Genomic DNA, 24,684 nt, shown 5'->3' with positions numbered 1-24,684 from the left:
TTCCCGCTCTCAGTAGCTCATACCCATGGCGGTGCGCACGGCCTCTAGTGTCTCCTCCGCCACGGCACAGGCGCGCTCGTTGCCGTCATGGAGTACCTGGAGCAGGTAGCCCTCCTCCGTCTCCAGCTCGCGCCGACGGGCCCTGATCGGGGCGAAGAACTCGTTGACCGCCTCGGTCGTGATCCCCTTGAGCCTGCCCGCCCCGCCGTCGCCGATGCGCTCGGCGATCTCCTGGGGCGCCCCCGCCCCGCACAGCGAGGCCAGCCTCAGCAGGTTGGAGACTTCTGGCCGCCCCACCGGGTCGTAGGTGATGACCCGCTCGGAGTCCGTCTTGGCCTTCCTCAGCAGCCTGGCGGTCTCGTCGGCGCTCATCCGCAGCTCAATGGTGTTGTGGCGCGACTTGCTCATCTTCTCCCCGTCCAGTCCCAGCAGCAGCGGAGCCTCGCTGAGCAGGGCCTCGGGGCGGCGGAAGACAGGGTGGTCCTGGACTGCGCGCCCGTAGCGCCGCTCGAAGCGCTGGGCGATGAGCCTGGCCTGCTCCAGGTGGGGCAGCTGGTCCTTGCCGACGGGGACAAGGTTGGCCTGGCAGAAGAGGATGTCGGCCGCCTGGTGGACCGGGTAGGTCAGCAGCAGGCCGCTCATGGCGCGGCCCTCGGTTGCCTCCAGCTCGGCCTTGACCGTGGGGTTGCGGTGGAGCTCGGACTCGGTAACCAGGGACAGGAAGGGCAGCATGAGCTGGTTGGCGGCCGGAACCGCCGAGTGGGCGAAGACGGTGGAGCGCTGCGGGTCCACGCCTACAGCCAGGGTGTCGGCCACCAGGGACAGGACGCGCTCACGCACCGGTCCCACGGCGTCGCGGTCGGTGATGACCTGGTAGTCGGCCACCAGGATCCAGGTCTCCACACCCGTGTCCTGGATGGTCCGCCACGAGCTCATGGTCCCGAAGTAGTGCCCCAGGTGCATGTTGCCCGTAGGGCGCACCCCGGTGAGCATCCGGTACCGGTCGGGGTGGACCGCCAGGTCCGCCTCGATCTCGGCTGAGCGGGCGACGGAGCGGGCCAGGGAGGCCTCGTTGGTCGACGCGGCCAGGGTGTCCTCGGCCGAGCTGGCCAAGGAGGAGGCGGAGGCCTCCGGGACGGCCTGCGCGACGTCCTTGAGAGTGTCCGAGGGGTCCCTCGGGGTCGGCTGAGTCATGGGGACCATCCTAGGGGTGCTTCCCTGTGAGGTTGTGTCCGTGTTGTGCGGGGTCGGTGGGTGCCTGGTGCTCTGGAAGTGCCCGGCGCCGTGTGTGTGCTGTCGTATCTCCTGGGAGGGGGTGGGGTTGTTCGTCTGAGCAGATCCACACCAGCGGGACTCGCGTGAGGTTGGCTGGCACGGACGAGGCCCAAGTGGAAGATGTCAGCAGAAGGAGGAAGCGGTGCCAGCACACCGCGACACCGGCAGCGCCCTCGACGCCGGCAGCGCTCCAGAGAGGGAGCCTGGCTCACGCTGTTGCACCCCACATCGACAGGCTCCACTCCGGCAGGAGTGGAGCCAGGCAGGCTCGCGCTGGTGCACGCCACCTGGAACAGCCCCAACAGGTACATGCCCCGCCCCCGCCAGTTTCCAGACAGCCCCAGCCGCCCACACCCCTCAGCTCAGTACCCCTCCGTTGTCAAGTACGCGTCAACGTGAGTCGTCAAGGCCCTGGTCAGGGTGCGAGCGTCATAACCCGCGTCATGCGTAGGCCTCATCCGCCACCTACTCCGTTCCGTCCACGATCTCCCAGGGTAGTGCGGCTAGAGCCTGTCCAGGACGTGCCGTCGAGGGCCTGCTGTCCAGGGGCGGTCAGTCCGGGGGATCGGGCGGCCAGACCAGGACTGGTCAGCGACGAGCCGTGCTCAGCTCAGCCAGCCGCTCCCCGGAGAGGTACACGCGCAGGGACAGAGCGTCCAGGTTGGTGGTGTCCCCCGGGCGGTCCTGACGACAGTCCACGGTCCCAGGGCGCCCGGCGTCCCGGCGTCCCGGTTCGGCGCCGCTGCGGGCGGAGCCTGCGGGGCCGGTGCCTGCCTGCTCCCCGCCCTGGTGCCCTGCGGCGGCGTACAGGTCACCGGCCGTCGCCGCGCGGCTGACGCGCCGGGCCAGGGTGAAGGGCAGAGTATGGGGCTGGGGGACGGCCCAGGTGGAGTCCCAGGCCAGGTGCCAGTCCGTGTCGTGCCCGTTAGGCAGCACGACCTCGACCTGGTCCAGGGTGCCGTTGACAATGGCCAGGAGGTCGTCGTCGCCCCACAGCCGTCCTGAGCGCAGCATCTGGACCACGCGCGTGTGCGGGTCGTGCCAGGCGACGGCGTCCATCAGCTCACCGTCACCGCGGAACCAGGACAGGTCGGGGATCGTGTCCTCCGCCTGGACCTGCCCCGTGGCAAAGCGGTCCGGTCGCACCACCGGATGGGCGTGGCGCAGATCGACAAGGAAGCGGGTCGTGGCGACCAGGTCCTGCTGCCAGGGCTCCAGGTCCCAGTCCACCCAGGACAGAGGGGAGTCCTGGCAGTAGCAGTTGTTGTTACCCTGCTGGGTGCGGCCCAGCTCGTCGCCTCCCAGGATCATCGGAGTGCCCGCGCTCAGCAGCAGGGTGGCCAGCAGGTTGCGCATGGAACGGCGTCGCAGGACCTCGATAGGCCCCAGGTTCAGGCCCTCGACCACCGGCCCCTCGAAGCCGTGGTTCCAGGAGCGGTTGTCAGAGGTGCCGTCCCGGTTGTCCTCCTTGTTGTCCAGGTTGTGCTTGTGGTCGTAGCACACCAGGTCCCGCAGGGAGAAGCCGTCGTGAGCGGTGATGAAGTTGACCGATCCCAGGGGGCCGCGCCCCCCGGGGTTCTCCCCGTTACTGAAGAGGTCGGCGCTGCCCGCCAGCCTCGTGGCCAGGTCCCGCAGGTCTGAGCCCTGCCGCCCCCGGGACATCTCCGAGGGGTCGTGCAGCCAGAAGGAGCGCACCGTACCCCGGAAGTGGTCGTTCCAGTCCTGGAAGGGCTCCGGGAACTGGCCGGTCTGCCACCCGCCGGGGCCCACGTCCCAGGGCTCGCTGATCAGCTTGACCCCGGACAGCACGGGGTCGGTCGCGGCCGCTACCAGCAGAGGGTGACGTGAGGAGAACTCCGAGGCGTGGCGCCCCAGGGTCACGGCCAGGTCAAAGCGGAAGCCGTCCACGCCGACCTCGTTGACCCAGTAGCGCAACGAGTCCAGGACCAGCTGGACTGCCCGCGTAGAGCGGAAGTCCACCGTGTTTCCGGTTCCGGTGACGTCGACGTACTGGGCGGGCCGGTGGGACCCGTGGAGGTAGTAGCCGAGGTTGTCCAGGCCCCGCAGGCTCAGGGACGGGCCATCCATACCGCCCTCGCAGGTGTGGTTGTAGACGACGTCGAGAACCACCTCCAGCCCGGCCTCGTGGAGCATGGAGACCATGCCTCGTACCTCGTCCAGCACGGCTTGCGGCCCTGCCGCACGGGCCCCGGGCGAGGCGTAGGAGGGCTCCGGGGCGAAGTAGCTCAGGGTGGAGTAGCCCCAGTAGTTCGTCAGGCCCTTCCTGGCGAGGAAGGGCTCGGTGAAGGCGGCGTGGATCGGCAGCAGCTCGATGGTGGTCACGCCCAGCTTCTTGAGGTGGTCCACAGTGGCGAAGTGGGCCAGCCCGGCGTAGGTGCCGCGCAGGTGCTCGGGCACGCCGGGCAGGTCGTGGGTCAGGCCCTTGACGTGGGCCTCGTAGATGACGGTGCGCTCGCGGGGCACGCGCGGCCCCGGGACGACGGGGAAGGAGTCCCCGGTGACGACCCCCATGACCGTGTGCCCCACAGAGTCGAGCGTGGAGGGCTGCCAGTCGTGGGAGGCAGGGGAGGTCGGAACCAGGTCGGAGTCCACCGTGTGCGCGTAGATCTGCGGGCCAAGATCCACCCTGCCGTCCAGGGCGCGTGCGTAGGGGTCGAGAAGCAGCTTGCGAGGATTGTGCAGGAGTCCCTCACCGGGGTTCCAGGGGCCGTGGACGCGGTAGCCGTAGCGCTGCCCGGCTCGCACGCCGGGAACGTGCGCGGACCACACACCCTGTCGGGGGCCGTGCATGCCTACCCGGGTCTCGCTGACCACTGCTGCGTCGGTGTCTACCTCCAGCAGGCACAGGTCAACCGCCGTGGCGTGGGCGGCGTGAACTACGAAGTCCGCACCGTCACCGGTGAGGACAGCCCCTAGTCTGTGTCTTGCAGGAACGTCGTGCGCTGCGCGCGGCGCAGGTGTCAGCACAGGTGTCGGAGGCATGCCCACTATTGTCGGGTCCTGCCTGGGGACGTACCAGCCGAAACCGGTGTGAGGTCTCACTCCGGTATCACGGGTCACACGGGACTGCGACACCTTGCGGTGGTGAGACAGGTAACCGTGCAGGTGACAGCATGTCAGCGTGACTGAGCGCTCATGGGCCGGTGCGGCCTGGTGTGGCAGTCTTGGCTGCATGAAGATCGTGGTCTGCATCAAGCACGTCCCTGACGTGCAGTCTGAGCGCCGCCTGGAGGAGGGGCGCCTGGTCCGTGGTGAGGACGACGTGCTCAACGAGCTTGACGAGAACGCGGTCGAGGCGGCGGTCAGCCTCGTCGAGGCAGTTGACGACGGTGAGGTCGGCGAGGTTGTCGCCCTGACCATGGGGCCGCACGACGCTGAGGACGCTGTGCGTCGCGCCCTCCAGATGGGAGCGAGCAGGGGCGTGGTCGTCAGCGACGACTCCCTGGAGGGGGCCGATGTCGTCGCGACGGCGAGGACCCTGGCGGCGGCGGTCTCCAGGATCGGCGGGGTGGACCTGGTCGTCACCGGCATGGCCTCGTTGGACGCAATGACCTCGATGCTCCCCGGCGCCCTGGCGACTGCTCTCCGACTGCCTGCCTTGACCCTGGCCAGCCAGGTGGACGTCGCCGACGGTTCCGTGACGGTCACCCGGACGCTGGGCACGGTCCGTGAGGTGCTCAGCGCTCCTCTTCCCGCCCTGGTCTCGGTGACGGACCAGGCTAACGAGCCCCGCTACCCCAACTTCGCCGCGATGCGTGCGGCCAGGAAGAAGCCTGTGGACGTGTGGGACCTGTCTGACCTGGGGCTGGAGCCCAGCGCCGGGCCCTCAGTGGCGGTGGTTGACTCCCAGGAGCGCCCGGCCCGGCAGGCGGGTACCATCCGCACCGACGCAGGCCAGGCCGGGCGCGAGCTGGCTGCCTGGCTGGTGGACAACAAGCTCGTCTGACTTGTGCGGGTGCGTCCGCCGCGGCAGGGGGCGTACACACCAGAAACACCTGCTGAGAAGGAGACTGATCCCCGATGCTCGATGCTCCTGTGCTCGTGCTTGTCGACCTTGAGACCTCCGGGGCGCCTCAGGGTGCGACCCCGACTGCTCCCGCGCTGGAGCTGCTGGCCGCTGCCCGGTCGCTGACCAGCGGGGAGGTGGTGGCCCTGGTGCTACAGCCTGTGGACACCGAGACGGCCTCGACGCTCGCCGCAGCAGGCGGATCCCGCCTCCTCGTCGCCGACCTGGGTGAGCAGGCGGTCGTGTCCGCAGCTGTGGCTGACGCGGTGGTGGCTGCCTGCGGCCGGGTGGGGCCGGGCGCGGTCCTGGTGGCCAGTGACTTCCGTGGCAAGGAGCTGGCGGGACGTGTCGCGATCCTCCTGGAGTCTGCCTGCGTGAGCGACGTCTCCCGACTGGAGGTGGTTGACGGGGATCTGCGCGCCTCCAAGCTGGTCCTGTCCGGCTCCTGGGCCACCACAATGTCAGTCGCTCCCCACCGTGAGGGCACCCCGGTCATCGCGGTGCGTCCCGGTTCCGTCGAGGTGCAGGCCCCTGCCGGGGCCGAGCCCTTGGGGGTCGAGCCTCTGGAGGTGGCCCTGAGCCCTGAGGCGACGGCGACACGCCTGGTCTCGCGGGAGGAGGCCTCTGCGGCGGCTGGCCCTGCGCTGGGCGAGGCGCGTACCGTGGTGGTGGGTGGACGCGGTGTGGACGGGGACTTTGACCTGGTCCGCTCCCTGGCCGAGCCGCTGGGTGCTGCCGTGGGGGCCACCCGGGTGGCCTGCGACGAGGGCTGGATCGACCGCAGTGCACAGATCGGCCAGACTGGTGAGACCATTGCCCCGCGCCTGTACATCGGGTTGGGCGTCTCCGGGGCCATTCACCACACGTCCGGTATCCAGGGTGCGGGCGCTGTCGTCGCGGTGTGTGACGACTCCGAGGCCCCGATATTCGAGATGGCGGACTTTGGCGTGGTCGGTGACGTGACCGAGGTCGTGCCCCAGCTGGTCGAGGAGCTGGACCGCCTGCGCGGCTGAGAGGTGAGCGGCCATCATCTCCTACGGCGGTGCTGACCCGCTCGTCACCATCAACTCTGCCATCTTCCTCGGGGAGGGGAGAGGGGGAGGACAACCCGCCTCCGTCGGTTCGGAGCCAACAGGGCTAGCCCGGTCCGTGTGGACTTGTGGCTCAGGCTACTGTCGCCTGGGCCAGGACCCTGTCGCCTCCCGCCCCGCCGTAGACGACCACGGACTGCCCGGCTGCTAGGCCCCGCAGGGGCTCGTGCAGGTCGGCCCGCAGTGTGCCGCTCGCCTCGTCCACGCTGACGTCGGCGGGCACCGGCCTGCCGTGGGCGCGCACCTGCACGGCCGCCCCGCTCCAGCCGCGGCTGCCAGGTGGGCACGCCAGCGCCTCCGAGGCAGCCAGCAGTACCAGGTCCTTCCCCTCGACCCGGGAACGGGTGAGCAGCTCCTCGGGACCCACCACTACCTCGTTGGTGGCGGGGCGGGTCTCGATGACGTAGCGGGGGCGTCCGTCAGCGGCGGGACGGTCCAGCCCCAGCCCCCGACGCTGTCCCACGGTGAAGCCGAAGTACCCGTCGTGGGAGCCGAGGACCTCGCCGTCGGGAGAGACCATGGCGCCTCGGTGCGTTCCCAGGGCTCGGGCAAGAAAACCTCGGGTGTCGCCGTCGGCCACGAAGCAGATGTCGTAGGAGTCGGGCTTGGAGGCCACAGGCAGCCCCCTCGCTCTCGCCTCGGCCCGCACAGCCGCCTTGCTCGGTGCCTCGCCCAGGGGGAACAGCGCCCGAGCCAGGCCAGCGCGTCCGGAGACAGCCAGTACGTAGGACTGGTCCTTGGCCTTGTCAGCCCCACGGCGCAGCTCCAGCCCCTCCTCGTCCCCGGGGCGGCCGCAGGCGGCGCCCCCGCTCAGGCGGGCGTAGTGGCCTGTGGCTACGGCGTCGAACCCCAGGGCCAGCCCCCGGTCCAGGAGGGCGTCGAACTTAACCCGCTCGTTGCAGCGCACGCAGGGGTTGGGAGTGCGCCCCGCCCGGTACTCGGCTAGGAAGTCAGCGACCACCCGTTCCTCGAACTCCTCCGACAGGTCCCACACGTAGAAGGGGATTCCCAGGACCTGGGCGGCCCACCGGGCGTCGCCGGAGTCCTCGACAGAGCAGCAGCCCCGCGATCCTGAGCGGGTGAGCGGACGGTTACGGGTCAGGGCCATGTGCACCCCGACCACCTCGTGGCCTGCCTCCACGGCGCGCGCAGCGGCAACGGCCGAGTCGACACCGCCAGACAGGGCAGCCAGGACACGCACGGGTACTCCCTCCACTTGATCCGGTCTCCGTCCGGCCAGCGCCCCAGCGGGCGCCGACCCAGCCGCATGACCCGCTGGCTGGCCCATGAGTCCCTGGCTGGCCGTGCGGCTGACAGGCCGTGGCAGCCTATCGCGGCCCGGACGCGGCAGGGAAGTGGCTCCGGTGCGATTGTCAGGGGCCCTGCTACCAGCACCGCCCGGCTACTGCTGGTACGGCTTCCTGCTGTACGGCCGGGCAGTCCAGTGCCTAGCGGCTTGACGCCCTCGTGCCTCGTGTGCCCGGACCTAGATGACCCCGGCGTCGTTGAGTGAGTAGAGCGTCCAGAGCACGCCGGTCATCGCGGCTGCGCCCAGTACCAGCGCCGCCACGAGGAGCGCAAGGAGACGAGCTCGTGCCAGCCCGGTGCCCAGTGCCCGCCACGCCCTGGCGTAGAAGTACAGGAGGTAGAACCCCACAGAGGGCGCGGCCACGCACGTCGTGGCGAAGGCCAGATGCATGGCGGCCCGCATTCGTGAGGACACCGGGTCGTGGAAGACGGCCTGGATATACAGCCATATACCGCTGTCCAGCATGACGACCACCAGGCCACCCAGTACTGCTGCCGCGAGTATCGGCACGGTGTTCCCCCTGCGCACCAGCGCGCTACAACGCGCCCTCACCGGCGCTGCTCTCGGGGAGTGTCAACGCAGGACCGTGCCGCCCATGCTCTCCTAGCCCTCTCCAGGGCTGTGGGCAGGACCTCCAGCAGGTGGTCGACGTCGTGTCCGGTGGTCGTGGGACCCATGCTTACGCGTAGGGTGGAGCGAGCTGCCTGCTCGCCCAGTCCCATGGCGACCAGGACGTGGCTGGGTTGCGACACCCCCGCGTGGCAGGCCGACCCTGCGGAGACATCGACCCCCGCCAGGTCCAGCCCCATGAGCAGGGCCTCGGCGTCGCAGTCCTCAAACCACAGGTGCGCCGTAGCGGGGGAGCTGGCTGCGTCGGTCGGCAGGGTCGCGTGCGCGCCGCCCAGGGCGCTGGCCCCGCGCAGCACCCGCTCACGCAGCTCCTCCAGGCGGGAAGCCTGCTTCTGCCGCTCAGCCACCGCCAGTTCCACCGCCAGGGCCAGCGCTCGGGCGCCGATGACGTCCTGCGTACCGGATCGCACCGCTCTCTCCTGGCGGCCTCCGCCCGTGACCGGGGCCAGAACCACCTCCCGGCGGGCTACCAGCGCGCCCGTGCCCGCCGGGGCGCCCAGCTTGTGGCCGGCCAGGCTCATCGCGTCCAGGTCCCACGCACGCGGCTCCACGGCCACCTTGCCCAGGGCCGCTACAACGTCGGAGTGCACGGGGACGTAGCCTGCCTGCCCGGGACGACGTGCGCCGGAGGCCTCGCGGACACGCTCTACCAGGGCGGGCACGTCCTGGACCAACCCGGTCTCGTTGTTGACCGTCATGACGGAGACCAGGCTGGCAGGGGCACCCGCGCTGTCGTGGTGCACCGCCGCGTCCAGGGAGGTCGGCACCACCGACCCGGCCTGGTCGACCTCCAGGAGGATCAGCTCGGCCCCCAGGTGGTTGACGGCGGCACGGGCCGAGTCCAGCACGGCCGGGTGCTCGGTGGGGGAGATCACCAGGCGTCCGCCCGGGACGGCACGGGCACGCCCAGAGACCACCAGGGCGTCAGCCTCGGTGCCTCCAGAGGTGAACAGGACCTCGTGAGGGTCTACGTCCAGGGCGGCGGCAAGGCGGGCGCGGGCCTCGGCCAGTAGGGCAGCAGCGTGCCGACCGCTGGAGTGCTGTGAGGCCGGGTTGCCACGTCCCGCCACGGCAGTGGTGAGGTCCTCGGTGACCTGCTGAGCCACCTCGGGCCTTACCGGGCACGTCGCGGCCCAGTCAAGGTAGGTCCGGGGCGGGGAGGACGGGGAGGACACCGCTCCACTCTAGGGCCTGCTTCCCTGGACGGCCAGCCCGGCTGCAGGGACCATTCGAGGAGGTCGCCCCGGTCAGCGGATGAGGAGCGGCAGGTAGAAGCAGATAGATACGAGGGACCTAGGAGAGACGTAGGAGACAGGCAGGCTAGGGTGTGACTATGCGCAGTGACTGGCTCGTTGACCATCTGGCCCTGGCCCGCTCCGCCGCCGACCGTGACGCCCAGCGCCGTAGCGACCCCGGCCTGCTGGAAGCCCTTGCCACCGATCCTGCCACCCGGCTGCTGCTGGTGGACTCCCGTGGCAGGGTGGCACTCGACGCCTCGGCACACAGCCCCGACCCGCCTGAGGACGGACTGGCTCCTCCCGACGCCGTCGGCATGGGTGCCAGTGTGTGGGAGGGCTACCCAGGGGGGACGGGGTTCCGTCTGCCCGACCTCAGCGCGAAGGAGCTGGACCTGGAGGGGCTGTCCACCTTCTACCTGGGGCGTGACGACAGGGAGGACGGTGCGGGCTCGCGGGCGGGGAGACGCGGCTGGCTGGCCGTCGTCGTGCCGCAGGGGCTGGAGGTTCCCGAGGCCCCCGGGCAGCCTCGGGGTGGGACGGACGCCGAGGGTGCTGCTACCGACCACCCGGACCTGCGCCGGGTACTAGGCAGGCATCCCCTCACCGCGCTGCGGGCGACGGGCGCTCAGATGAGTGTCCGTGACTCCGGGCTGGCCGTGACCGCCTCGGCCCTGGCAGCCTGGCACGGCTCGTCGCGTTACTGTCCCGCCTGCGGCGCACGCACGATGGCGGTCCAGGCAGGCTGGGCGCGTCGGTGCAGCGGTTGCCAGGCCGTGCACTTCCCCCGGACCGACCCGGCTGTCATCATGGCTGTCACCGACGACGCCGACCGTCTCCTCCTTGTCCACGGTGCCTCCTGGGAGGACCGACGCTACTCCGTGGTGGCTGGGTTCGTGGAGGCAGGGGAGTCGCTGGAGGCCGCGGTGCGACGCGAGGTCTGGGAGGAGACGGGGCTGCGGGTGGAGGACGTGTCCTACCTTGCTTCCCAGCCCTGGCCCTTTCCCCGCTCCCTCATGCTCGGCTACCGGGCGCGGCTCGCCCCCGGTGAGAATCTGGCCCGTCCCGATGGGGAGGAGGTCACTGGTGCCGTCCTCGTCTCGCGGGAGGAGCTGGCGCAGGCGGTGGCGCAGCGGCGCATCGTCCTGCCCGGGCGGGCCTCCCTGGGGCGGCTTCTCATTGAGGACTGGTTCAGGGGTGCACCTCCTAGCTGAGGCCGCCGTCCACTACCTGCACCTGGAGCCCCCGCAGCGGCAGAAGTACCGAAACCACCCCACCGCCGTCCGCTACCTGCACCTGGAGCCCTCCGGCCGGACTGTGGTAAAGGCCGTGTGCGCCAGCCTGTCCCGTAGACGTGGCAGGCTGGTCCACGATGAACCAGACCCGACTGAGCCGGACCCGACGCGCTCCTGCCCGACACAGCCCCGATCCCGCCCCGGCCGACGACAGGGGTGGCGCCGAGGCCCTCCTTGAGGCCCTGGACCCGGACCAGCGTGAGGTCGCCGAGCACCTGGAGGGGCCGCTGTGCGTCCTGGCAGGCGCGGGGACAGGCAAGACCCGCGCCATGACCTACCGCATCGCCTACGGGGTGGCTACCGGGGCCTACCAGGCCACCCAGGTCCTCGCAGTCACCTTCACCTCCCGGGCTGCCGGCGAGATGCGCTCCCGGCTGGCGGACCTGGGTGTCCCAGGGGTCCAGGCCCGTACCTTCCACTCCGCCGCCCTGCGCCAGCTCACCTACTTCTGGCCCACCGCGGTCGGTGGACGACGACCGGAGATACAGCCCCACAAGGCGTCCCTCGTCGCGACGGCGGCACGGCGCCTGGGTCTGGGAACGGACCGCGCGGTGGTACGGGACCTGGCCGCCGAGGTCGAGTGGGCCAAGGTCACCCTCACTCTCCCAGAGGACTACGTCCAGGCTGCCACCGCGGCGCGACGCACGGGTGTGGCCGGACTGGAGGCCGAGACGGTGGCCCGGGTCCTGTCCGCCTACGAGGAGGCCAAGAACGAGCGCGGGGTCATTGACTTCGAGGATGTCCTGCTCCTCCAGATCGGTATCCTGCTGGATCGCGAGGACATAGCGTCCCAGGTGCGCAGCCAGTACAAGCACTTCGTGGTGGACGAGTACCAGGACGTCTCACCACTCCAGCAGCGCCTGCTGGACCTGTGGCTGGGACGGCGCCGCCAGCTGTGCGTGGTGGGGGACGTGTCCCAGACCATCTACTCCTTCACCGGCGCCACTCCTGACTACCTCACCGGCTTTGCCTCCCGCTACGAGGGCGCGCGCACGGTGCGCCTGTCGCGTGACTACCGCTCGACACCCCAGGTGGTCTCCCTGGCCAACCGTGTCCTGTCCAGGTCCCGGCGAGGGGGAGGAAACCTGCGCCTGCCTGCGGGCGCCGTCGAGCTGGTGGCCCAGCGCCCCTCAGGGCCGCAGGTGCGCTTTGACACCTATGACGACGACGTGGCGGAGGCAGAGGGGGTTGTCGCTCAGGTACAGCGTCTGCGCTCGGCGGGAGTCCCTCTGAGCCAGGTCGCTGTCCTCTACCGTACCAACTCCCAGTCGGAGGTCGTGGAGCAGGCCCTGGCCTCCGCCCAGATCGGCTACCTGGTGCGAGGCGGGGAACGCTTCTTTGAGCGTGAGGAGGTCAAGCGGGCTATGGCCCTCCTCCTGGGCGCGGCACGCACGGAGAGGGAGTTCCTGACCGGGGACCTGGGTGCTGACGTACGCACGGTTCTGGCCCGGGAGGGGTGGAGCCAGGAGCCTCCCGCCGCGCAGGGGGCGGTGCGGGAGCGCTGGGACTCTCTCAACGCCCTTGTCCAGCTGGCCGACGAGCTTGCCTCGGCTCGCGGGATCGGGCTGGACGCCTTTCACGTCGAGCTCATGGAGCGGGCAGCGGCCCAGAACGCCCCGTCCGTGGAAGGGGTGACCCTGTCCTCCTTACACGCGGCCAAGGGCCTGGAGTGGGACGCCGTCCTCCTGGTCGGTGCCTGTGAGGGGTTGCTGCCAATATCCCTAGCGGAGACCGACTCCGCCGTGGAGGAGGAGCGGCGCCTGCTGTACGTGGGGGTCACGCGTGCGCGTGAGCACCTGGTGATCTCCTGCGCGCGGGCGCGCCAGCCTGGCGGGCGGGCCTCCCGCAAGCCGACGCGGTTCCTGGAGGGGATATGGCCGACAGACTCCGCTCCCGGTCGGGGGTCACCCTCTCGGGTGTCGGCCAGGCAGCGCTCCAGGCAGGCGGCCGCTGACTTCGAGGCAGCCCATGACCCCGCGACGGTCGCCCTGTTCGAGGAGCTGCGGTCCTGGCGCGCTGACGTCGCCAGAGAACTCTCCAAGCCCGCGTTCACGGTCTTTCCTGACGCTACCCTGCGTGACATCGCGGTGGTCAGGCCTAGTACCTTGCCCCAGCTCTCCCTGGTGCGCGGGGTGGGGGCCACCAAGCTTCAGGACTATGGTGGGGCTGTCCTGTCCCTGGTCAGGAAGTTCCAGGAGGGGGACGGTGCCGGCTGAGCGCCTCCGTCCCGCCGGAGTGCCCACAGGGCGCGAGGACTGCGAGGACAGGGCATGTGCCGCTCAGACCTGGGAGCACAGGCACTCCTCGTGGCGGGGCCAGTGGCGTGCGGTCCCGGTTGGATCAGGTCCGCTCAGCTCGACGCTGGTGCTGGCCCAGTCGATCGACGGTAGCGGACCAGGTGCGCCGTCCACGTTCGAGGGAGTTGTGGGGGTGCGGGAGCGCTGTACCGTGCCTGCCAGAAGACTGTCCGTGGCCGCCCTGGCAGCCAGGGCGGCTGCCTGGTGCAGGAGAAGCCGTTCCGTCTGTGGCGGGGGCAGCGTACGCATCTGGGTTGCCAGCGCGGGCCAGCACGGGTCGGCGTCCCTCTCCCACAGCCCCAGACAGGTGGCGCAGGGGCCCGACGGGCTTCCCAGCACCGGGCCGACGCGCACGCTGACCTCGCGTACCACCACCGAAAGCTGGAGCAGCCCTTCCTGGGCCAGGCGACGGGCCTGAAGGGGTTCGACCACGTGGGAGTCCACGGTCAGGACCAGGTCGGGCCGGGTTCCCAGGGGCGCCCGGGTACGGATGGTGGGAAATCTTGCTGCCAGGAGCTGGTCTGCTCCGTCGGCCCTGTCAGGGGCTGTAGACAGGATGGTGCCCACTCCCGCCTCGGCGAGCCACAGAGCCGTCTCCTGCAGAAGAGCCCCCGAGCCGCACAGGGCGATCGTGGAGGACCCCAGGACGGTGCTGCGCTGCCGAGCACCCAGACGAAGGCGCTCCCAGTAGACCGCGTCGGGACCACCCAGCTCCGAGCGGGCGCCGTGCACGAGGGCACCGCGACGCTCCAGGTCCTGGAGGATCTCCCGGGCACGCGGGACCGGAACCTGGGCGCGGCGAGCGGCGTGGTAGACGCTGCCAGGCTCCAGGGTCGCGGGGAGGTGGTCGAGCAGGCGCTGCTCCTGCTGGGACAGGTCCGTCAGGACGGTGGCGTGGCCAGTCTCGGCACCGATCTGGCTCTCGCCCGGCCTGCGCCACAGGACTGGGCTGTATCCACGGATCCGCATCAGGCCTCCTTTCGGGCAGGTCCCGGACCTGCGGTCGTGCCGTGAGCCTGGCACGGGGGCTGGTTCCAGGGCCAGAGCACGGTCACCGCCTGTGGACAGCCTGCGACTTTCCTGGCCGGGCTGCTTCCCGGCTCGTTGTTCCCGAGGCCGGAGCCTGCTGGTCAGTCCTGCCGGTCCTGGAGGGAGGAGCAGGTGGTGAGCCCGGAGGTGTCACCCAGGGCAATACCCTCCACTGCCTGGACGGCCTCATGGAGAGTAGCGACAGCAAAGACCTGCATACCCTCCGGCTCGTGGCCGACAACCTCCTCGCAGCTGCCTGCAGGTGCCAGGAAGTAGTCGGCCCCGGCCCCCGAGGCCCCGGCCATCTTTTGCTGGATCCCGCCGATAGCGCCGACCTGCCCGTCCACGGAGATCGTGCCGGTGCCGGCGACGTCCTGCCCGCCTGTCAGGGACCCCGGGGTCACCTTGTCGACGATGGCTAAGGCGAACATCATGCCCGCGCTAGGGCCGCCGACCTCGGGGAGGCCGAACTCGGCCTCAATATCGGAGTCCGCGGCGACGTCAAGGTGCAGCCCCAGCAGGGAGCCCGAGGCGTCCTCGGTGGCCCCCTCGCTACCGTCCATGGCACCCGGTGGCAGTGTCGTCAGCGTGGTGCTGACCTGCTGGCCGTCGCGTAGGACCTCCAGGGTGACCTCGGTTCCCGGGTCGATTGTGGTCATCAGCTCGCGCAGCTGGGCGTAGGTGGACAGCGTGGTGGTCTGTGCTCCCTTGGGAGTCAGGGAGACCAGGACGTCGCCCGCAGCGATGTCGGTACCAGCCTGCTCCTCGGCGACGCCGGTGACGGTCAGCGTCATGGACTCTGCCAGACCGGCCTCCTCCAGCGCGGCGACCACCGCAGCGTCCTGGGAACCTGTCATCTGGGTCTCGTTACGCTCGTTGATCTCCTCCGCGGACACCTCCTTGGGGCAGACCTGCTCCCTGTCCAGCACGGTCTGGTCAGGCGACAGCCAGGCCACGACGACGTTGGCCACGGTCACGGGGTAGCCGGGGCACCCTGTCACGGAGACCGTTGTCATCATCAGCGCTCCCTCGGTGGGGTAGGTCTGGGTGCCACTGACGGTGACGAGGTCCTGCGGGTCGTCCTGCGAGACTGTGCCAAGCACGTTCCACGTCGGTCCTGGAGCCTCGATGACCCTGTCCACGGGAACAGTGAAGGCAGCCACGACAAGACCGACGACAAGGACCACGACCGCCGCTGGCAGCAGAAGGCGGTGTCGTCCGCGGGCGTTGGAGGTGTCCTCAGGGACGTTGTCGGTGGTGTCATGGGTGGTGTCATGGGTGGTGTCGTCGGGGACGTCAGGCTTGTGTGCGGGCTCTGGCTGCGTCACAGCACCATCATCGGACATCTTCCTGCGGATTGGGGGAGCAGAGGGGAAGGAGAAGAGGGGAAGTAGGGATCCGCCGACGTCGTGGCACAGTTGTCGCGACAGTCGGTGCCATTCCGGCTGGCCCGGTCAGGAGGCTCGGGCTGCCTCCCGGTGACGGTCAGGAATGTGTGGGACCATGCGACCGTTGCAGGGGCAGGACCCGGGCAGCGTCCCCACGGTACCGGTCGGGCTCCGGGAGGTGTCCGCAGCACCGCACGGGCAGGTGGCTCGTCCGTCTCAGGCGGCTGCGGTGCACCTGCTGCCTGCTGGTCTGCGCCTGTCGGTACCCCGTGATCCTGAGAGAGGAATTCTATGAGCGAGGAGCCTGAGGACCCCTTTGGTGAGTTGGAGGAGATGCTCTCCTCCATCTTCGGTCAGCAGATGGCTGCTGATGCTGTGGCCGCCCTGCGCTCGGCAGGTGTGAACCCCTCCGACCTCTCTCGGCTGCCGGGGATGGCAGACGTGTCCCGGCTCAGTCCCGCTCAGCTGTTCGCGATGCGCTCCCAGCTGCAGCAGGTGTTCAGCGCGTCCACGACTGAGCCGGTCAACTGGAGCGTGGGCCAGGACCTTGCCCTCCGGCAGGCCCGGGCACACAGCGACCCGACCGTGACCGCAGAGGCGGCCGATGACACCCGGCAGGCTCTTCAGGTAGCCGACCTGTGGCTGGACACGGCCACGGACTTGATGCCGGCTCCGGGAAGGCGGGAGGCCTGGAGCCGTAGCGCGTGGGTGGAACGCACCATGCCCGTGTGGAAGGACGTGTGCGCGCCCGTGGCGGAGGCGGTGACTGCGGCACTGGCCTCGACCCTGGAGAAGCAGATACGCGAGCTGCCGGAGAGCATGGGGCAGGCTGCCCAGCAGATGGGAGCCCTGGGGTCGATTATGCGCACTATGGCGGGTACGGCCTTCGGTCTCCAGTTGGGCCAGGCTATCGGCGGGCTGGCCAGGGAGGCAGTCGGGGCCACCGATACCGGGCTTCCTCTGACTCGGGACCCGGGTACCGCACTTGTCCCCACTAATGTCAGCGCCTTCACTGAGGGGCTGGAGGTGGACCAGCGTGAGGCGCTCATGTTTCTCGCGGTCCGGGAGGCGGCCACGGCCCGTCTCTATGCCCATGTCCCGTGGCTGCGGGGCCAGGTGATGGGGGCTGTGGAGGCCTATGCCCGCGAGATCCGTATCGACACTGACGCCCTGGAGTCCGCGGTGGCACAGGTGGACCCCAATGACCCGGAGGCCCTGCAGGCGGCCTTGAACGGGGGGCTGTTCGCGCCGCAGGAGACCGGCTCCCAGCGTGAGGCGCTGGAGCGCCTGGAGACGCTGCTGGCACTGGTCGAGGGCTGGGTCGAGGTGGTGACGGCGCGTGCCGTGGCCCCACACCTGCCCAGCGCTATGGCATTGCAGGAGATGATGCGACGCAGGCGCGCCCAGGGAGGGCCTGCCGAGCAGCTCTTCTCCCGACTCATCGGCCTGACCTTCAGACCGCGCCTGGCTCGTGAGGCGGCCCGCCTGTGGTCCCACCTGGGAGAGCAGGCCGGGGAGGCGGAGCGGGACGCCTTCTGGAACCACCCGGACGTCATGCCGACGGCTGCCGAGCTCGCCAGCCCCGAGGACTTCCTGACGATCCGTCGTGCCGCTGAGGACATGGACGCGCAGATGGACGCGGACCTGGTCTCCCTCCTGGAGGGGACCTTGGGCTACGCAGAGGGTGCCAGGCGGACAGGCGGCGGGACCAGTCGGCAGGAAGGCTCCCGGGAGGGCGGTCCTGAGGGCTCCGGGGGCTCCAACGGGAGGTCCGGGGAGGATGAGGGTGACAGGCAGGACAGGAACGACGGAGAGGCGGGCCCGGATCATCCGGGCCCGACGGCCGGTCCGCAGCCGTAGCAGTCGCACCCTCCGGGAGGGACAGCTCCTGGGTGCGAGGCGGGGGCGAAGTGCCCCTTCCGGAAGCTGCACGGGGGTAGACCGGGCTGGCTACAGGAAGGTTGCTGCCAGGGCCTCGACCAGTTGGGGGACCAGGCGCTCCCCATGGTAGACGTCATCAGCCGAGTCGTGGGAGCGCGACCGCAACGCGCACCAGGACTCGCCACTACGCAGGACCCCTATCACCATGCGGATGTCCTCCCGGTCCGTGAGGCTGCTGACAAGGGCCGTGCGCTCCTGCGGGTCAGTGACAGCCTCGACCCGTGCCTGTGCCTGAGGGCCGAGGATGGTCCTCTCGACGCTGAGGACTGCTCCGTGGACAGACTCCGGCCAGGCCAGTTGGTTGAGGAGGTCCTCCAGGCTGGCTGCGGCGGGCAGATCCTCCTGCTCGATAACAGTCAGCGCCTGCGGGTTATGGCGGGACCGCGCCAGCTCGTGAGCGGGCAGAAGCCGACTGAGCCCGGCGTCGTGCTTCAGCGCCTCGGCGGTGCGCACCAGGGAGAAGAGCCGTACCGGGGCGTCCCAGCCGTGGACAGACACATGTGCCTCGGTCTCGGTCACTGCTGCGACCAGGGCCTCCTGCGTGGAGGTGCCCGCTATGCGCGGCTCCTCGGTGCCCTTGCCCCGCTCCGTCTCACCAGGGGTCTGCACGGATGGGGTCCTGCGGTCGGCGGCGAGGTTGCCGAGGGACTCGGTGCCAGGGGCGGGGGCGTGGTCGTGCTCCTCAGGGTCAGGTTCTGGTGAGGCCATGGACTCATGGTCCCACGTCCCGAGGACGTCGTGCCGAGGCTGCTGACGACGCTGAGGACTCTGGCGGGACCCTGGGGCAGGTCTCGTCTTGGTGCTTCTACGGCGACGGCTTGCCTACAGGTGGGGAGGCTGTGGGACGATAGAAACACCGGCCTGCTGGTCGGTGCCCCTGTGCAGACCAGACACGGAGTGTGATTGTGAGCACCCGGAACGAAGAAGAAGAGCCGAGCAACAAGTCAGACAGGTCAGACGAGTCCCGCGAGCCTGCCCAGGATCGTGACTCCGATCGACCCGCCAGGCCTGCGAAGTCCGGCGGGTCAGGCTCGTCGTCAGCGTCTCGGTCCCGATCCATGCCTAGGTTCGGCCCTCCCGGCTCCAGACCCGGATTCGGGCGCGGAGGGCCCCGGCCTCCGCGTACCCCTAGGACTAACGACACCGACTCCGGACGTCGTCGTCCCGGACCACTGGCCCTGACAGCGCTCATTCTCGCGGTGATCGGAGGCGTGATTATCTTCGCCTCCCAGACCTGGACGGAAGTGCTGTGGTATGACCAGCTGGGCTTCTCCCGCGTCATCTGGACCCGGTGGGTGGCCGGGGCCGCCCTGTTCCTTCTGGGCTTCGTGGTCATGTTTGGTGCCGTCTACACCGCGATGTCCCGGGCCTACCAGGCTCGTGAGGTGGTAGTCCCCAGCGACGAGGCAAGCAGGAGCCTGGAGGCCTACCAGACTGCCGTCGAGCCGATGCGCAGGCTCCTGACCTGGGGCATCCCTGCGGTCCTGGGGCTGCTGGGAGCCGCCTGGGAGCTGGTCCCGCAGTGGGACCAGGTGCTGCTGGCCATCCACACCCAGTCCTTCGGTGTCAGGGACCCGCAGTTCGGCATTGACATGTCGTTCTATGTCTTTATTCTTCCTGTGCTCCTGACGGCGCTGGGGTACCTGTCTAACGTGGTCCTGTTCTCGGGGGTGGCCTCTGTGGCGGTCCACTACCTGTACGGCGGTATCTCCGTCTCCCGCCAGCCGCACTTCACCAGGGCTGCGCGGACCCACCTGACAGTGTTCCTCACCCTCTACGCCCTGCTGCAGGGGGGGCGCTACTGGCTGGACCGCTACACCGCGCTGTACGCCGCGAACTCCCGGTTTGACGGAGCGGGCTACACCGACATCAACGCCGTGGTCCCGGCCAGGGCGATCCTGGCGGCGATCTCCATTGCGGTGGCTGTCCTCTTTGTGGCCTCGGTGCGGTCCCGCTCCTGGCGCCTTCCGGTGACCGGAGTGGTCGTCATGGTGGTCTCGGCCCTGCTGGTGGGTACCGCCTACCCTGCCGCGATCCAGACGTTCGTCGTTGATCCCAACGCCCAGCGGCAGGAGGCCCAGTACATCCAGCGCAACATCGACGCCACGCTGGCTGCCTACGGGCTCGACGGCATCGAGACCACCGCCTACGACGCCACGACGACTGCCGAGGCTGGACAGCTCCAGGAGGACACCGAGTCCACGACGTCGATCCGTCTGCTCGACCCGCAGCTGGTCTCGCCGACGTTCCAGCAGCTCCAGCAGAACAAGCAGTACTACTCCTTCCGGGAGACCCTCAACGTGGACCGGTACACGGTGGACTCCGTCAGCCGGGATACGGTGATCGCGGTCCGTGAGCTCAACCTGTCCGGGCTGGGGGACAGTCAGCGCACGTGGGTCAACGAGCACACTGTCTACACTCACGGGTACGGTGTGGTCACCGCCTACGGCAACACGGTCGCTACCGGTGGCTACCCGTCTTTCTGGGAGGGTGGCATCCCCTCCTCCGGGGACCTGGGAGACTACGAGCCGCGTATCTACTTCGGCCAGGCCTCGGCCGACTACTCGATCGTGGGAGGCGATGACGGCGGCACGCCTCGCGAGCTCAACTACCCCGACGACACCTCTGAGACTGGGCAGGTCAACACCACCTTCTCCGGGGACGGTGGCCCTAACGTGTCCAACCCGGTCAACCGCCTCCTGTACGCCACCAGGTTCCAGGAGATGAACATCCTGTTCTCCCAGGAGGTCCGCTCCGGGTCCCAGATCCTCTACGACCGCGACCCGGCACAGCGTGTGGCCAAGGTGGCTCCTTGGCTCACCCTGGACGGCAGCCCCTATCCGGCGGTGGTTGACGACGATGACGACCCCTCGACGCCTAAGCGCGTGGTGTGGATCGTCGACGGCTACACGACGACGAACAACTACCCCTACTCCCAGCACGAGTCCCTGGAGGACACGGCTACCTCCCCCGACGGCAGCGCCGCGCTGCTGGGGGCCCCGGAGGAGTCCAACTACGTGCGCAACTCGGTCAAGGCGGTGGTGGATGCCTACGACGGCTCGGTCACCCTGTACGAGTGGGATGAGGACGACCCGATCCTCAAGGCGTGGGACTCCGTCTTCCCCGGCTCGGTCACGTCGATGAGCGAGATGAGTGCTGACCTCATGGCGCACATGCGCTACCCGGAGGACCTGTTCACCGTGCAGCGCACCATCATGGCGAGCTACCACGTCGACGACGCGGCTGAGTTCTACTCCGGCGGTGACTTCTGGAAGGTCCCGGACGACCCGACGACCTCCGAGGCCGACCTTCAGGACCCTTACTACCTGACTCTGAAGATGCCGGGACAGGACGAGGCCAGCTTCTCGCTGTCCAGCGTCTACATCATCGGAGGCAACACCAACCGCAACGTGCTGACCGGGTTCCTGGCGGTGGACTCGGAGACGGCCACTGGTGAGCCGGGGCAGCGCAACCCCAACTACGGACAGCTGCGGCTCCTGGAGCTGCCTCGCTCCTCCAACGTCTCCGGACCCGGACAGGTCCAGAACATCTTTGACTCCGACCCGGAGGTGTCTCAGACGCTGAACCTGCTGTCCCAGCAGGGCTCGGAGGTGATCAAGGGCAATCTCCTGACTCTCCCGGTGGGAGGGGGTCTCCTCTACGTCCAGCCGGTCTACGTCCAGTCCTCCTCGGGGACTCAGTACCCGCTGCTACGCAAGGTGCTGGTGGCCTTCGGCGACGAGGTCGGCTTCGCTGACACCCTCTCAGGCGCCCTGGACCAGGTCTTTGGTGGTGACTCGGGTGCGACCACAGGTGAGGAGGCCGTGGACGGTGACGCCGGTGCGGCCAATGACACCAACGAGGCTACTGACGGGACGGATCCGACCCAGGACGCCACAGCGGCTCCGGAGGAGACTGCTGAGCCCTCTGCCGAGCCGTCTGCTGAGGCCTCGGCGTCTGCCAGCGGCGAGCCGTCTGCCGAGGCCTCGGCCGCACCCTCCGCCGGCGCCAGCGGGTCCTCCGCCGGGGACCCGCAGGCTGACCTGGACCAGGCACTGACAGACGCGGACCAGGCGATGAGCGACGCCCAGACCGCGATGAGTGAAGGCGACTGGGAGGCCTACGGTGAGGCTCAGGACCGTCTCAACGACGCCGTGAACAGGGCCGTTGACGCCAGGGAGCGGCTCGGGGAGGGCTAAGAGCTTCTCCGGGGCTTCCTGGCGGTGGCCCGGACCTTGGCTGGTCTGTGCGGCCGCCTGAGTCGCAATTGGGCTGCTGTCCGTGGCGGGGGCGGGCGCACCGCGTTGCCGGTGCGCCCGCCCCCGGTCCCTGTTTCTAGCGATACCGCTTGGGCTGGGAGCCGGTGTGCTGTGTAGGAACGGCTTGTGCGCGTGGGTGACCAAAGGCACGTCCCCACGGATTGATCGATTTCGATGCGGGGCGTTAGGATCATTCCACCAACGCGGGGTGGAGCAGTTCGGTAGCTCGCCGGGCTCATAACCCGGAGGTCGCAGGTTCGAATCCTGCCCCCGCTACCGCCCCAGCAGCCCCGGCACCAGAAGGTGCCGGGGCTGCTGCTGTTCCCGGCACGTAGGGGGCCGGCACCCAGGCCCCGTCAGCGGCGCGCCCCCTGGGCGACCAGCCCGCGCGCCTGGCCCGGGCTCATGGCGGTGCCCTTCAGGGTGGCCGTCGCCCTTGAGACGCACCACCACCACGTCCTCGCCTGCCCCGTGGTGACGCTCATTCTCACCCCGGAGCCTCGCCCCCGGACGGTGACGTCGACGTCAGGTCGCGCCCGGTATGAGCCCCGCCCTGCCCGGAGCCTCGCCCCCGGACGGTGACGTCGACGTCCATGCGGGCCTGACCTTCCTGGGGCTCCCAGCTCACCCGACCTCCTTGGGTCCAGGTAGGGGCTGCTCGTCTCGCTCACGCTGTCTCATGCTCCTCGCTCTAGGTGCCAGACCACTGTCGGCCAGGCGCACTCACCCTCGTCGTGGAGCTGGGCGCGCACCCCTCCCAGTGGTGCTGCTGGTGCCCCTCGGGGGTGACCAGCATGCGAGACGGCCGGGGACGCGGTCCGCATGTGTACGGGTGAGGGGCCCATGCCGGGCACCTGCCCGCTCCCAGGGAGGGGCGGGCTCACCTAGCCGGAAGGCAGACATGAGGAGCAAGGACAGCAGCGGGAACGACGACAGGAAGCGCGCTGGGCACGCGGAGCCGGGGCGGCCGTGGCGGGAGAAGGTCCAGGGATGGCGCGAGGCTACGGTGCGGCTCGCACATGATGTCAGGATTGTCGCGGGTGCCACCGGCGTCGTGGCAAGAGCGGTCGGGAAGATCATCCGGCTGGTGGAGCAGGTCTCCCAGTGGCTGGGGTAGCCGCTCGGGGCTTGGTGGTGTGGTGGCGGTTCGGGGTGCTTCAGACCCTGGATGACTACACATCTTGCCCGCGCCTCGGCGGGACCAGCGTCGCCAGCCAGGTCTTCACCCGGGAGCCGCCGCCCACCGGGGTGTCGGCCCAGCGCAGCAGGGCGGTGTGGATGTAGGTCGTGTCCGAGCGGCGCTCCTTGAACCGGGTGGACTCCAGGCTGCTCCAGGGCTTGAGCCCGGCGCCCTCGTTCTCCCCGGTGTGGCGCATCTCCAGGAAGTCGTCGTACTCCTGGCGTGAGTCGTAGGCGATCACGCTGATGCTGCGTGGGACGGTCGTGGTGGCGCTGTCGGTGAGGTCCTGGAACGACTCCTGGATCTCCTTGGTGGGCGCCAGGTGCGGGTCGTGGAGGAACTTCAGGCAGGTCACCCTCCTGTTGCCCTCCAGCACCACCATGGTGGCGTCCTCCTGGGTGACCACGGGCAGGGTGGAGGGATCCAGGTCGCCCAGGACGACGATGCTCCTTGCCAGGGCGGTCATCTCTCTGGTCTTCTTCGTGTCCTTGAACATCGCTGCTATCGCGTCGTCCTGGCCCTCTATGCCGTCGCCGAGCCTGGGGTTGTCCAGGTCGAGGGCCAGGGAGGACACGCGCACCGTCCTGGACTTGTAGGCCATGGGCGTGCTCCTTGTCTTCGGGGGTATGCCTGAGGGGTCGGGGGCAGTTTCTTCAGCTGGCGGCGGCCATGTCGATGGTCAGTCGTAGGTTCAGTGCGTGGGCGATGCGCCACAGGGTTGAGACGGAGGGGATCTGTCCACCGTTCTCTACGGCGGAGATGACTGACTGCTGGGTGCCCATGCGGTGGGCCAGCTCGGTCTGGGTCAGCCCGGCCTGGGTGCGTGCGGCGTAGACGAGCTCGGCGAGCCGCAGGCGGGTCTCCTCCTCGGCCTCGGCGGCGTCGAACCGGGCGCGCTCGTGTGGTGTCATGGTCTCCAGGGCCTCGGCCTCGGCCTGCCGGAACGGTGTGGTCCTCATGGTCGTTTCCTTTTCTTTCGGGTCTTCTTGGCTGTTGTCCGGGTGGCCTGGCGGGCCGCTTGAGCCCGTCGGGCTCGCAGGATCTCTCCCCGCTCGTTCTGGCGCTGCTTGCGGAACGTCGTCAGCGTGACGGCCCTCCGCCCGGGGTCGAGCACGTACGTGATCCGCCTTGCCACGCCCTCGCACGTGAAGCGTAGCTCGCGCAGGCCCCCGCCCAGTTGCCTGGACAGTGGCATGCCGAGCATGTGACCCCCGTCCTCCAGCCGGGAGAGCACGCGACGGACCGCTGCCTTCCCCTCGGGGGTCAGGTCCTGGTACCAGGCCAGGACCTCGTCGGAGAACTCAACTGTCCACCGCATAGACGTAATATATTATGTACGCGATATTGGGTCAAACTGATCCGGTTCCGGACGCCCCGGGTTGTCGCGCTGGTCGCTGTCAGCGAGCGGCGTCAGGCGTCGCGGAGCTATGTGTCGCCCAGGGCGGCTTGGCCCGCCGCAGGGCAGAACCCCACACCACCGGCCCCCGCACCAGCCACGTGGCGGCAGCGCGTCGCGTCACGGACCGGTAGGCTGGTGGAGCCTTCTCCGGCACCTTCTCCCGGAACACCGTTGTCCTGATGGCTGGGGAGGAAGGAGGTCAGGGAGGAGGTGAGGGTCGTGTCCAAGCCAAGAGGCAGGCACGTCAAGGTCCGTCAGGACAGGACAACGACCCGGCAGGTGAGCGAACTGTTGAACGCACTCGCTCGCCTGGTCCGGGCCGTTAGTGT

Annotated in this window: 20 protein-coding genes and 1 tRNA gene; 8 read left to right on the top strand and 13 right to left on the bottom strand. The window is 69.4% G+C overall.

Translation table 11 applies throughout. From position 1 onward, the window contains the following. Positions 1 to 9: 9 nt before the first annotated feature. On the bottom strand, positions 10 to 1,194 hold the full coding sequence (gene trpS, locus D4740_RS08350) for a tryptophan--tRNA ligase (RefSeq protein ID WP_119836486.1): 1,185 nt from the start codon (positions 1,192 to 1,194) through the stop codon (positions 10 to 12). A 669-nt stretch (positions 1,195 to 1,863) separates the two neighbouring features. Continuing rightward, positions 1,864 to 4,278, bottom strand: a complete 2,415-nt coding sequence (gene glgX / locus D4740_RS08345; RefSeq protein ID WP_119836485.1) for a glycogen debranching protein GlgX — start codon at positions 4,276 to 4,278, stop codon at positions 1,864 to 1,866. 190 nt (positions 4,279 to 4,468) lie between these two features. On the opposite strand from glgX, the gene D4740_RS08340 reads away from it, so the two are divergent. After that, entirely contained in the window at positions 4,469 to 5,242 is a 774-nt protein-coding gene (locus tag D4740_RS08340; RefSeq protein ID WP_119836484.1) for an electron transfer flavoprotein subunit beta/FixA family protein, read from the top strand. Between the two features lie 74 nt (positions 5,243 to 5,316). Then, on the top strand, positions 5,317 to 6,315 hold the full coding sequence (locus D4740_RS08335) for an electron transfer flavoprotein subunit alpha/FixB family protein (RefSeq protein ID WP_119836483.1): 999 nt from the start codon (positions 5,317 to 5,319) through the stop codon (positions 6,313 to 6,315). Positions 6,316 to 6,466: 151 nt separating this feature from the next. On the opposite strand, the gene mnmA is transcribed toward D4740_RS08335, so the two are convergent. The 3 genes from mnmA to D4740_RS08320 all read right to left on the bottom strand — a co-directional run bounded on the left by mnmA (position 6,467) and on the right by D4740_RS08320 (position 9,507). Next, complete coding sequence (gene mnmA / locus D4740_RS08330) at positions 6,467 to 7,594, bottom strand: tRNA 2-thiouridine(34) synthase MnmA (protein ID WP_119836482.1); 1,128 nt, start codon at positions 7,592 to 7,594, stop codon at positions 6,467 to 6,469. 285 nt (positions 7,595 to 7,879) lie between these two features. Beyond that, positions 7,880 to 8,212, bottom strand: a complete 333-nt coding sequence (locus D4740_RS08325) for a hypothetical protein (RefSeq protein WP_147392880.1) — start codon at positions 8,210 to 8,212, stop codon at positions 7,880 to 7,882. 38 nt (positions 8,213 to 8,250) lie between these two features. Next, positions 8,251 to 9,507, bottom strand: a complete 1,257-nt coding sequence (locus D4740_RS08320) for a cysteine desulfurase family protein (protein ID WP_119836480.1) — start codon at positions 9,505 to 9,507, stop codon at positions 8,251 to 8,253. Between the two features lie 158 nt (positions 9,508 to 9,665). Between D4740_RS08320 and nudC the strand changes: the two genes are divergently transcribed. Continuing rightward, on the top strand, positions 9,666 to 10,781 hold the full coding sequence (nudC, locus tag D4740_RS08315; protein ID WP_119836479.1) for an NAD(+) diphosphatase: 1,116 nt from the start codon (positions 9,666 to 9,668) through the stop codon (positions 10,779 to 10,781). Positions 10,782 to 10,939: 158 nt separating this feature from the next. Further along, positions 10,940 to 13,078, top strand: a complete 2,139-nt coding sequence (locus tag D4740_RS08310; protein ID WP_119836478.1) for an ATP-dependent helicase — start codon at positions 10,940 to 10,942, stop codon at positions 13,076 to 13,078. A gap of 63 nt (positions 13,079 to 13,141) precedes the next feature. Here D4740_RS08310 and D4740_RS08305 read toward each other — a convergent pair whose 3' ends face one another. Together D4740_RS08305 and D4740_RS08300 are read right to left on the bottom strand one after the other, a co-directional pair. Next, positions 13,142 to 14,128: a hypothetical protein gene (locus D4740_RS08305; protein ID WP_119836477.1), complete on the bottom strand. Its 987-nt coding sequence runs from the start codon at positions 14,126 to 14,128 to the stop codon at positions 13,142 to 13,144. Between the two features lie 161 nt (positions 14,129 to 14,289). Then, a complete protein-coding gene (locus tag D4740_RS08300) occupies positions 14,290 to 15,516 on the bottom strand; it encodes a PDZ domain-containing protein (protein WP_243106690.1) in 1,227 nt (408 codons plus the stop codon). Positions 15,517 to 15,867: 351 nt separating this feature from the next. On the opposite strand from D4740_RS08300, the gene D4740_RS08295 reads away from it, so the two are divergent. After that, positions 15,868 to 17,436 (top strand): zinc-dependent metalloprotease, encoded by a 1,569-nt coding sequence (locus D4740_RS08295; protein ID WP_119836475.1) that lies wholly within the window; start codon positions 15,868 to 15,870, stop codon positions 17,434 to 17,436. 90 nt (positions 17,437 to 17,526) lie between these two features. Here D4740_RS08295 and D4740_RS08290 read toward each other — a convergent pair whose 3' ends face one another. Further along, positions 17,527 to 18,225 carry a PPA1309 family protein gene (locus D4740_RS08290; RefSeq protein ID WP_243106689.1) on the bottom strand — a complete coding sequence of 233 codons (699 nt, stop codon included), beginning with the start codon at positions 18,223 to 18,225 and terminating at the stop codon, positions 17,527 to 17,529. Positions 18,226 to 18,575: 350 nt separating this feature from the next. Between D4740_RS08290 and D4740_RS08285 the strand changes: the two genes are divergently transcribed. Together D4740_RS08285 and D4740_RS08280 are read left to right on the top strand one after the other, a co-directional pair. Continuing rightward, a complete protein-coding gene (locus D4740_RS08285; RefSeq protein WP_119836474.1) occupies positions 18,576 to 21,716 on the top strand; it encodes a UPF0182 family protein in 3,141 nt (1,046 codons plus the stop codon). Positions 21,717 to 21,978: 262 nt separating this feature from the next. Then, positions 21,979 to 22,052: transfer RNA gene (locus D4740_RS08280), tRNA-Met, on the top strand. Between the two features lie 80 nt (positions 22,053 to 22,132). Here D4740_RS08280 and D4740_RS13330 read toward each other — a convergent pair. Continuing rightward, on the bottom strand, positions 22,133 to 22,261 hold the full coding sequence (locus D4740_RS13330) for a hypothetical protein (protein ID WP_259390755.1): 129 nt from the start codon (positions 22,259 to 22,261) through the stop codon (positions 22,133 to 22,135). A gap of 2 nt (positions 22,262 to 22,263) precedes the next feature. Beyond that, positions 22,264 to 22,404: a hypothetical protein gene (locus tag D4740_RS12895; RefSeq protein ID WP_182911374.1), complete on the bottom strand. Its 141-nt coding sequence runs from the start codon at positions 22,402 to 22,404 to the stop codon at positions 22,264 to 22,266. A gap of 273 nt (positions 22,405 to 22,677) precedes the next feature. Between D4740_RS12895 and D4740_RS08275 the strand changes: the two genes are divergently transcribed. Beyond that, a complete protein-coding gene (locus tag D4740_RS08275; protein WP_119836473.1) occupies positions 22,678 to 22,893 on the top strand; it encodes a hypothetical protein in 216 nt (71 codons plus the stop codon). Positions 22,894 to 22,948: 55 nt separating this feature from the next. Here D4740_RS08275 and D4740_RS08270 read toward each other — a convergent pair whose 3' ends face one another. From D4740_RS08270 to D4740_RS08260, 3 genes are read right to left on the bottom strand one after another with little or no spacing between them, the layout of a single operon-like run. After that, complete coding sequence (locus D4740_RS08270) at positions 22,949 to 23,557, bottom strand: hypothetical protein (protein WP_119836472.1); 609 nt, start codon at positions 23,555 to 23,557, stop codon at positions 22,949 to 22,951. A 52-nt stretch (positions 23,558 to 23,609) separates the two neighbouring features. Beyond that, on the bottom strand, positions 23,610 to 23,915 hold the full coding sequence (locus D4740_RS08265; protein WP_119836471.1) for a helix-turn-helix transcriptional regulator: 306 nt from the start codon (positions 23,913 to 23,915) through the stop codon (positions 23,610 to 23,612). Continuing rightward, positions 23,912 to 24,274 carry a type II toxin-antitoxin system RelE/ParE family toxin gene (locus D4740_RS08260; RefSeq protein ID WP_119836470.1) on the bottom strand — a complete coding sequence of 121 codons (363 nt, stop codon included), beginning with the start codon at positions 24,272 to 24,274 and terminating at the stop codon, positions 23,912 to 23,914. The genes D4740_RS08265 and D4740_RS08260 overlap by 4 nt, the downstream gene beginning before the upstream one ends. Positions 24,275 to 24,684 lie beyond the last annotated feature (410 nt).

The sequence above is a fragment of the Actinomyces sp. 2119 genome (assembly GCF_003591215.1).
Classification (GTDB): domain Bacteria; phylum Actinomycetota; class Actinomycetes; order Actinomycetales; family Actinomycetaceae; genus Actinomyces; species Actinomyces lilanjuaniae.
Note: the sequence above shows the minus strand (reverse complement) of the source record. Positions and strands in the feature narration are given on the sequence as shown.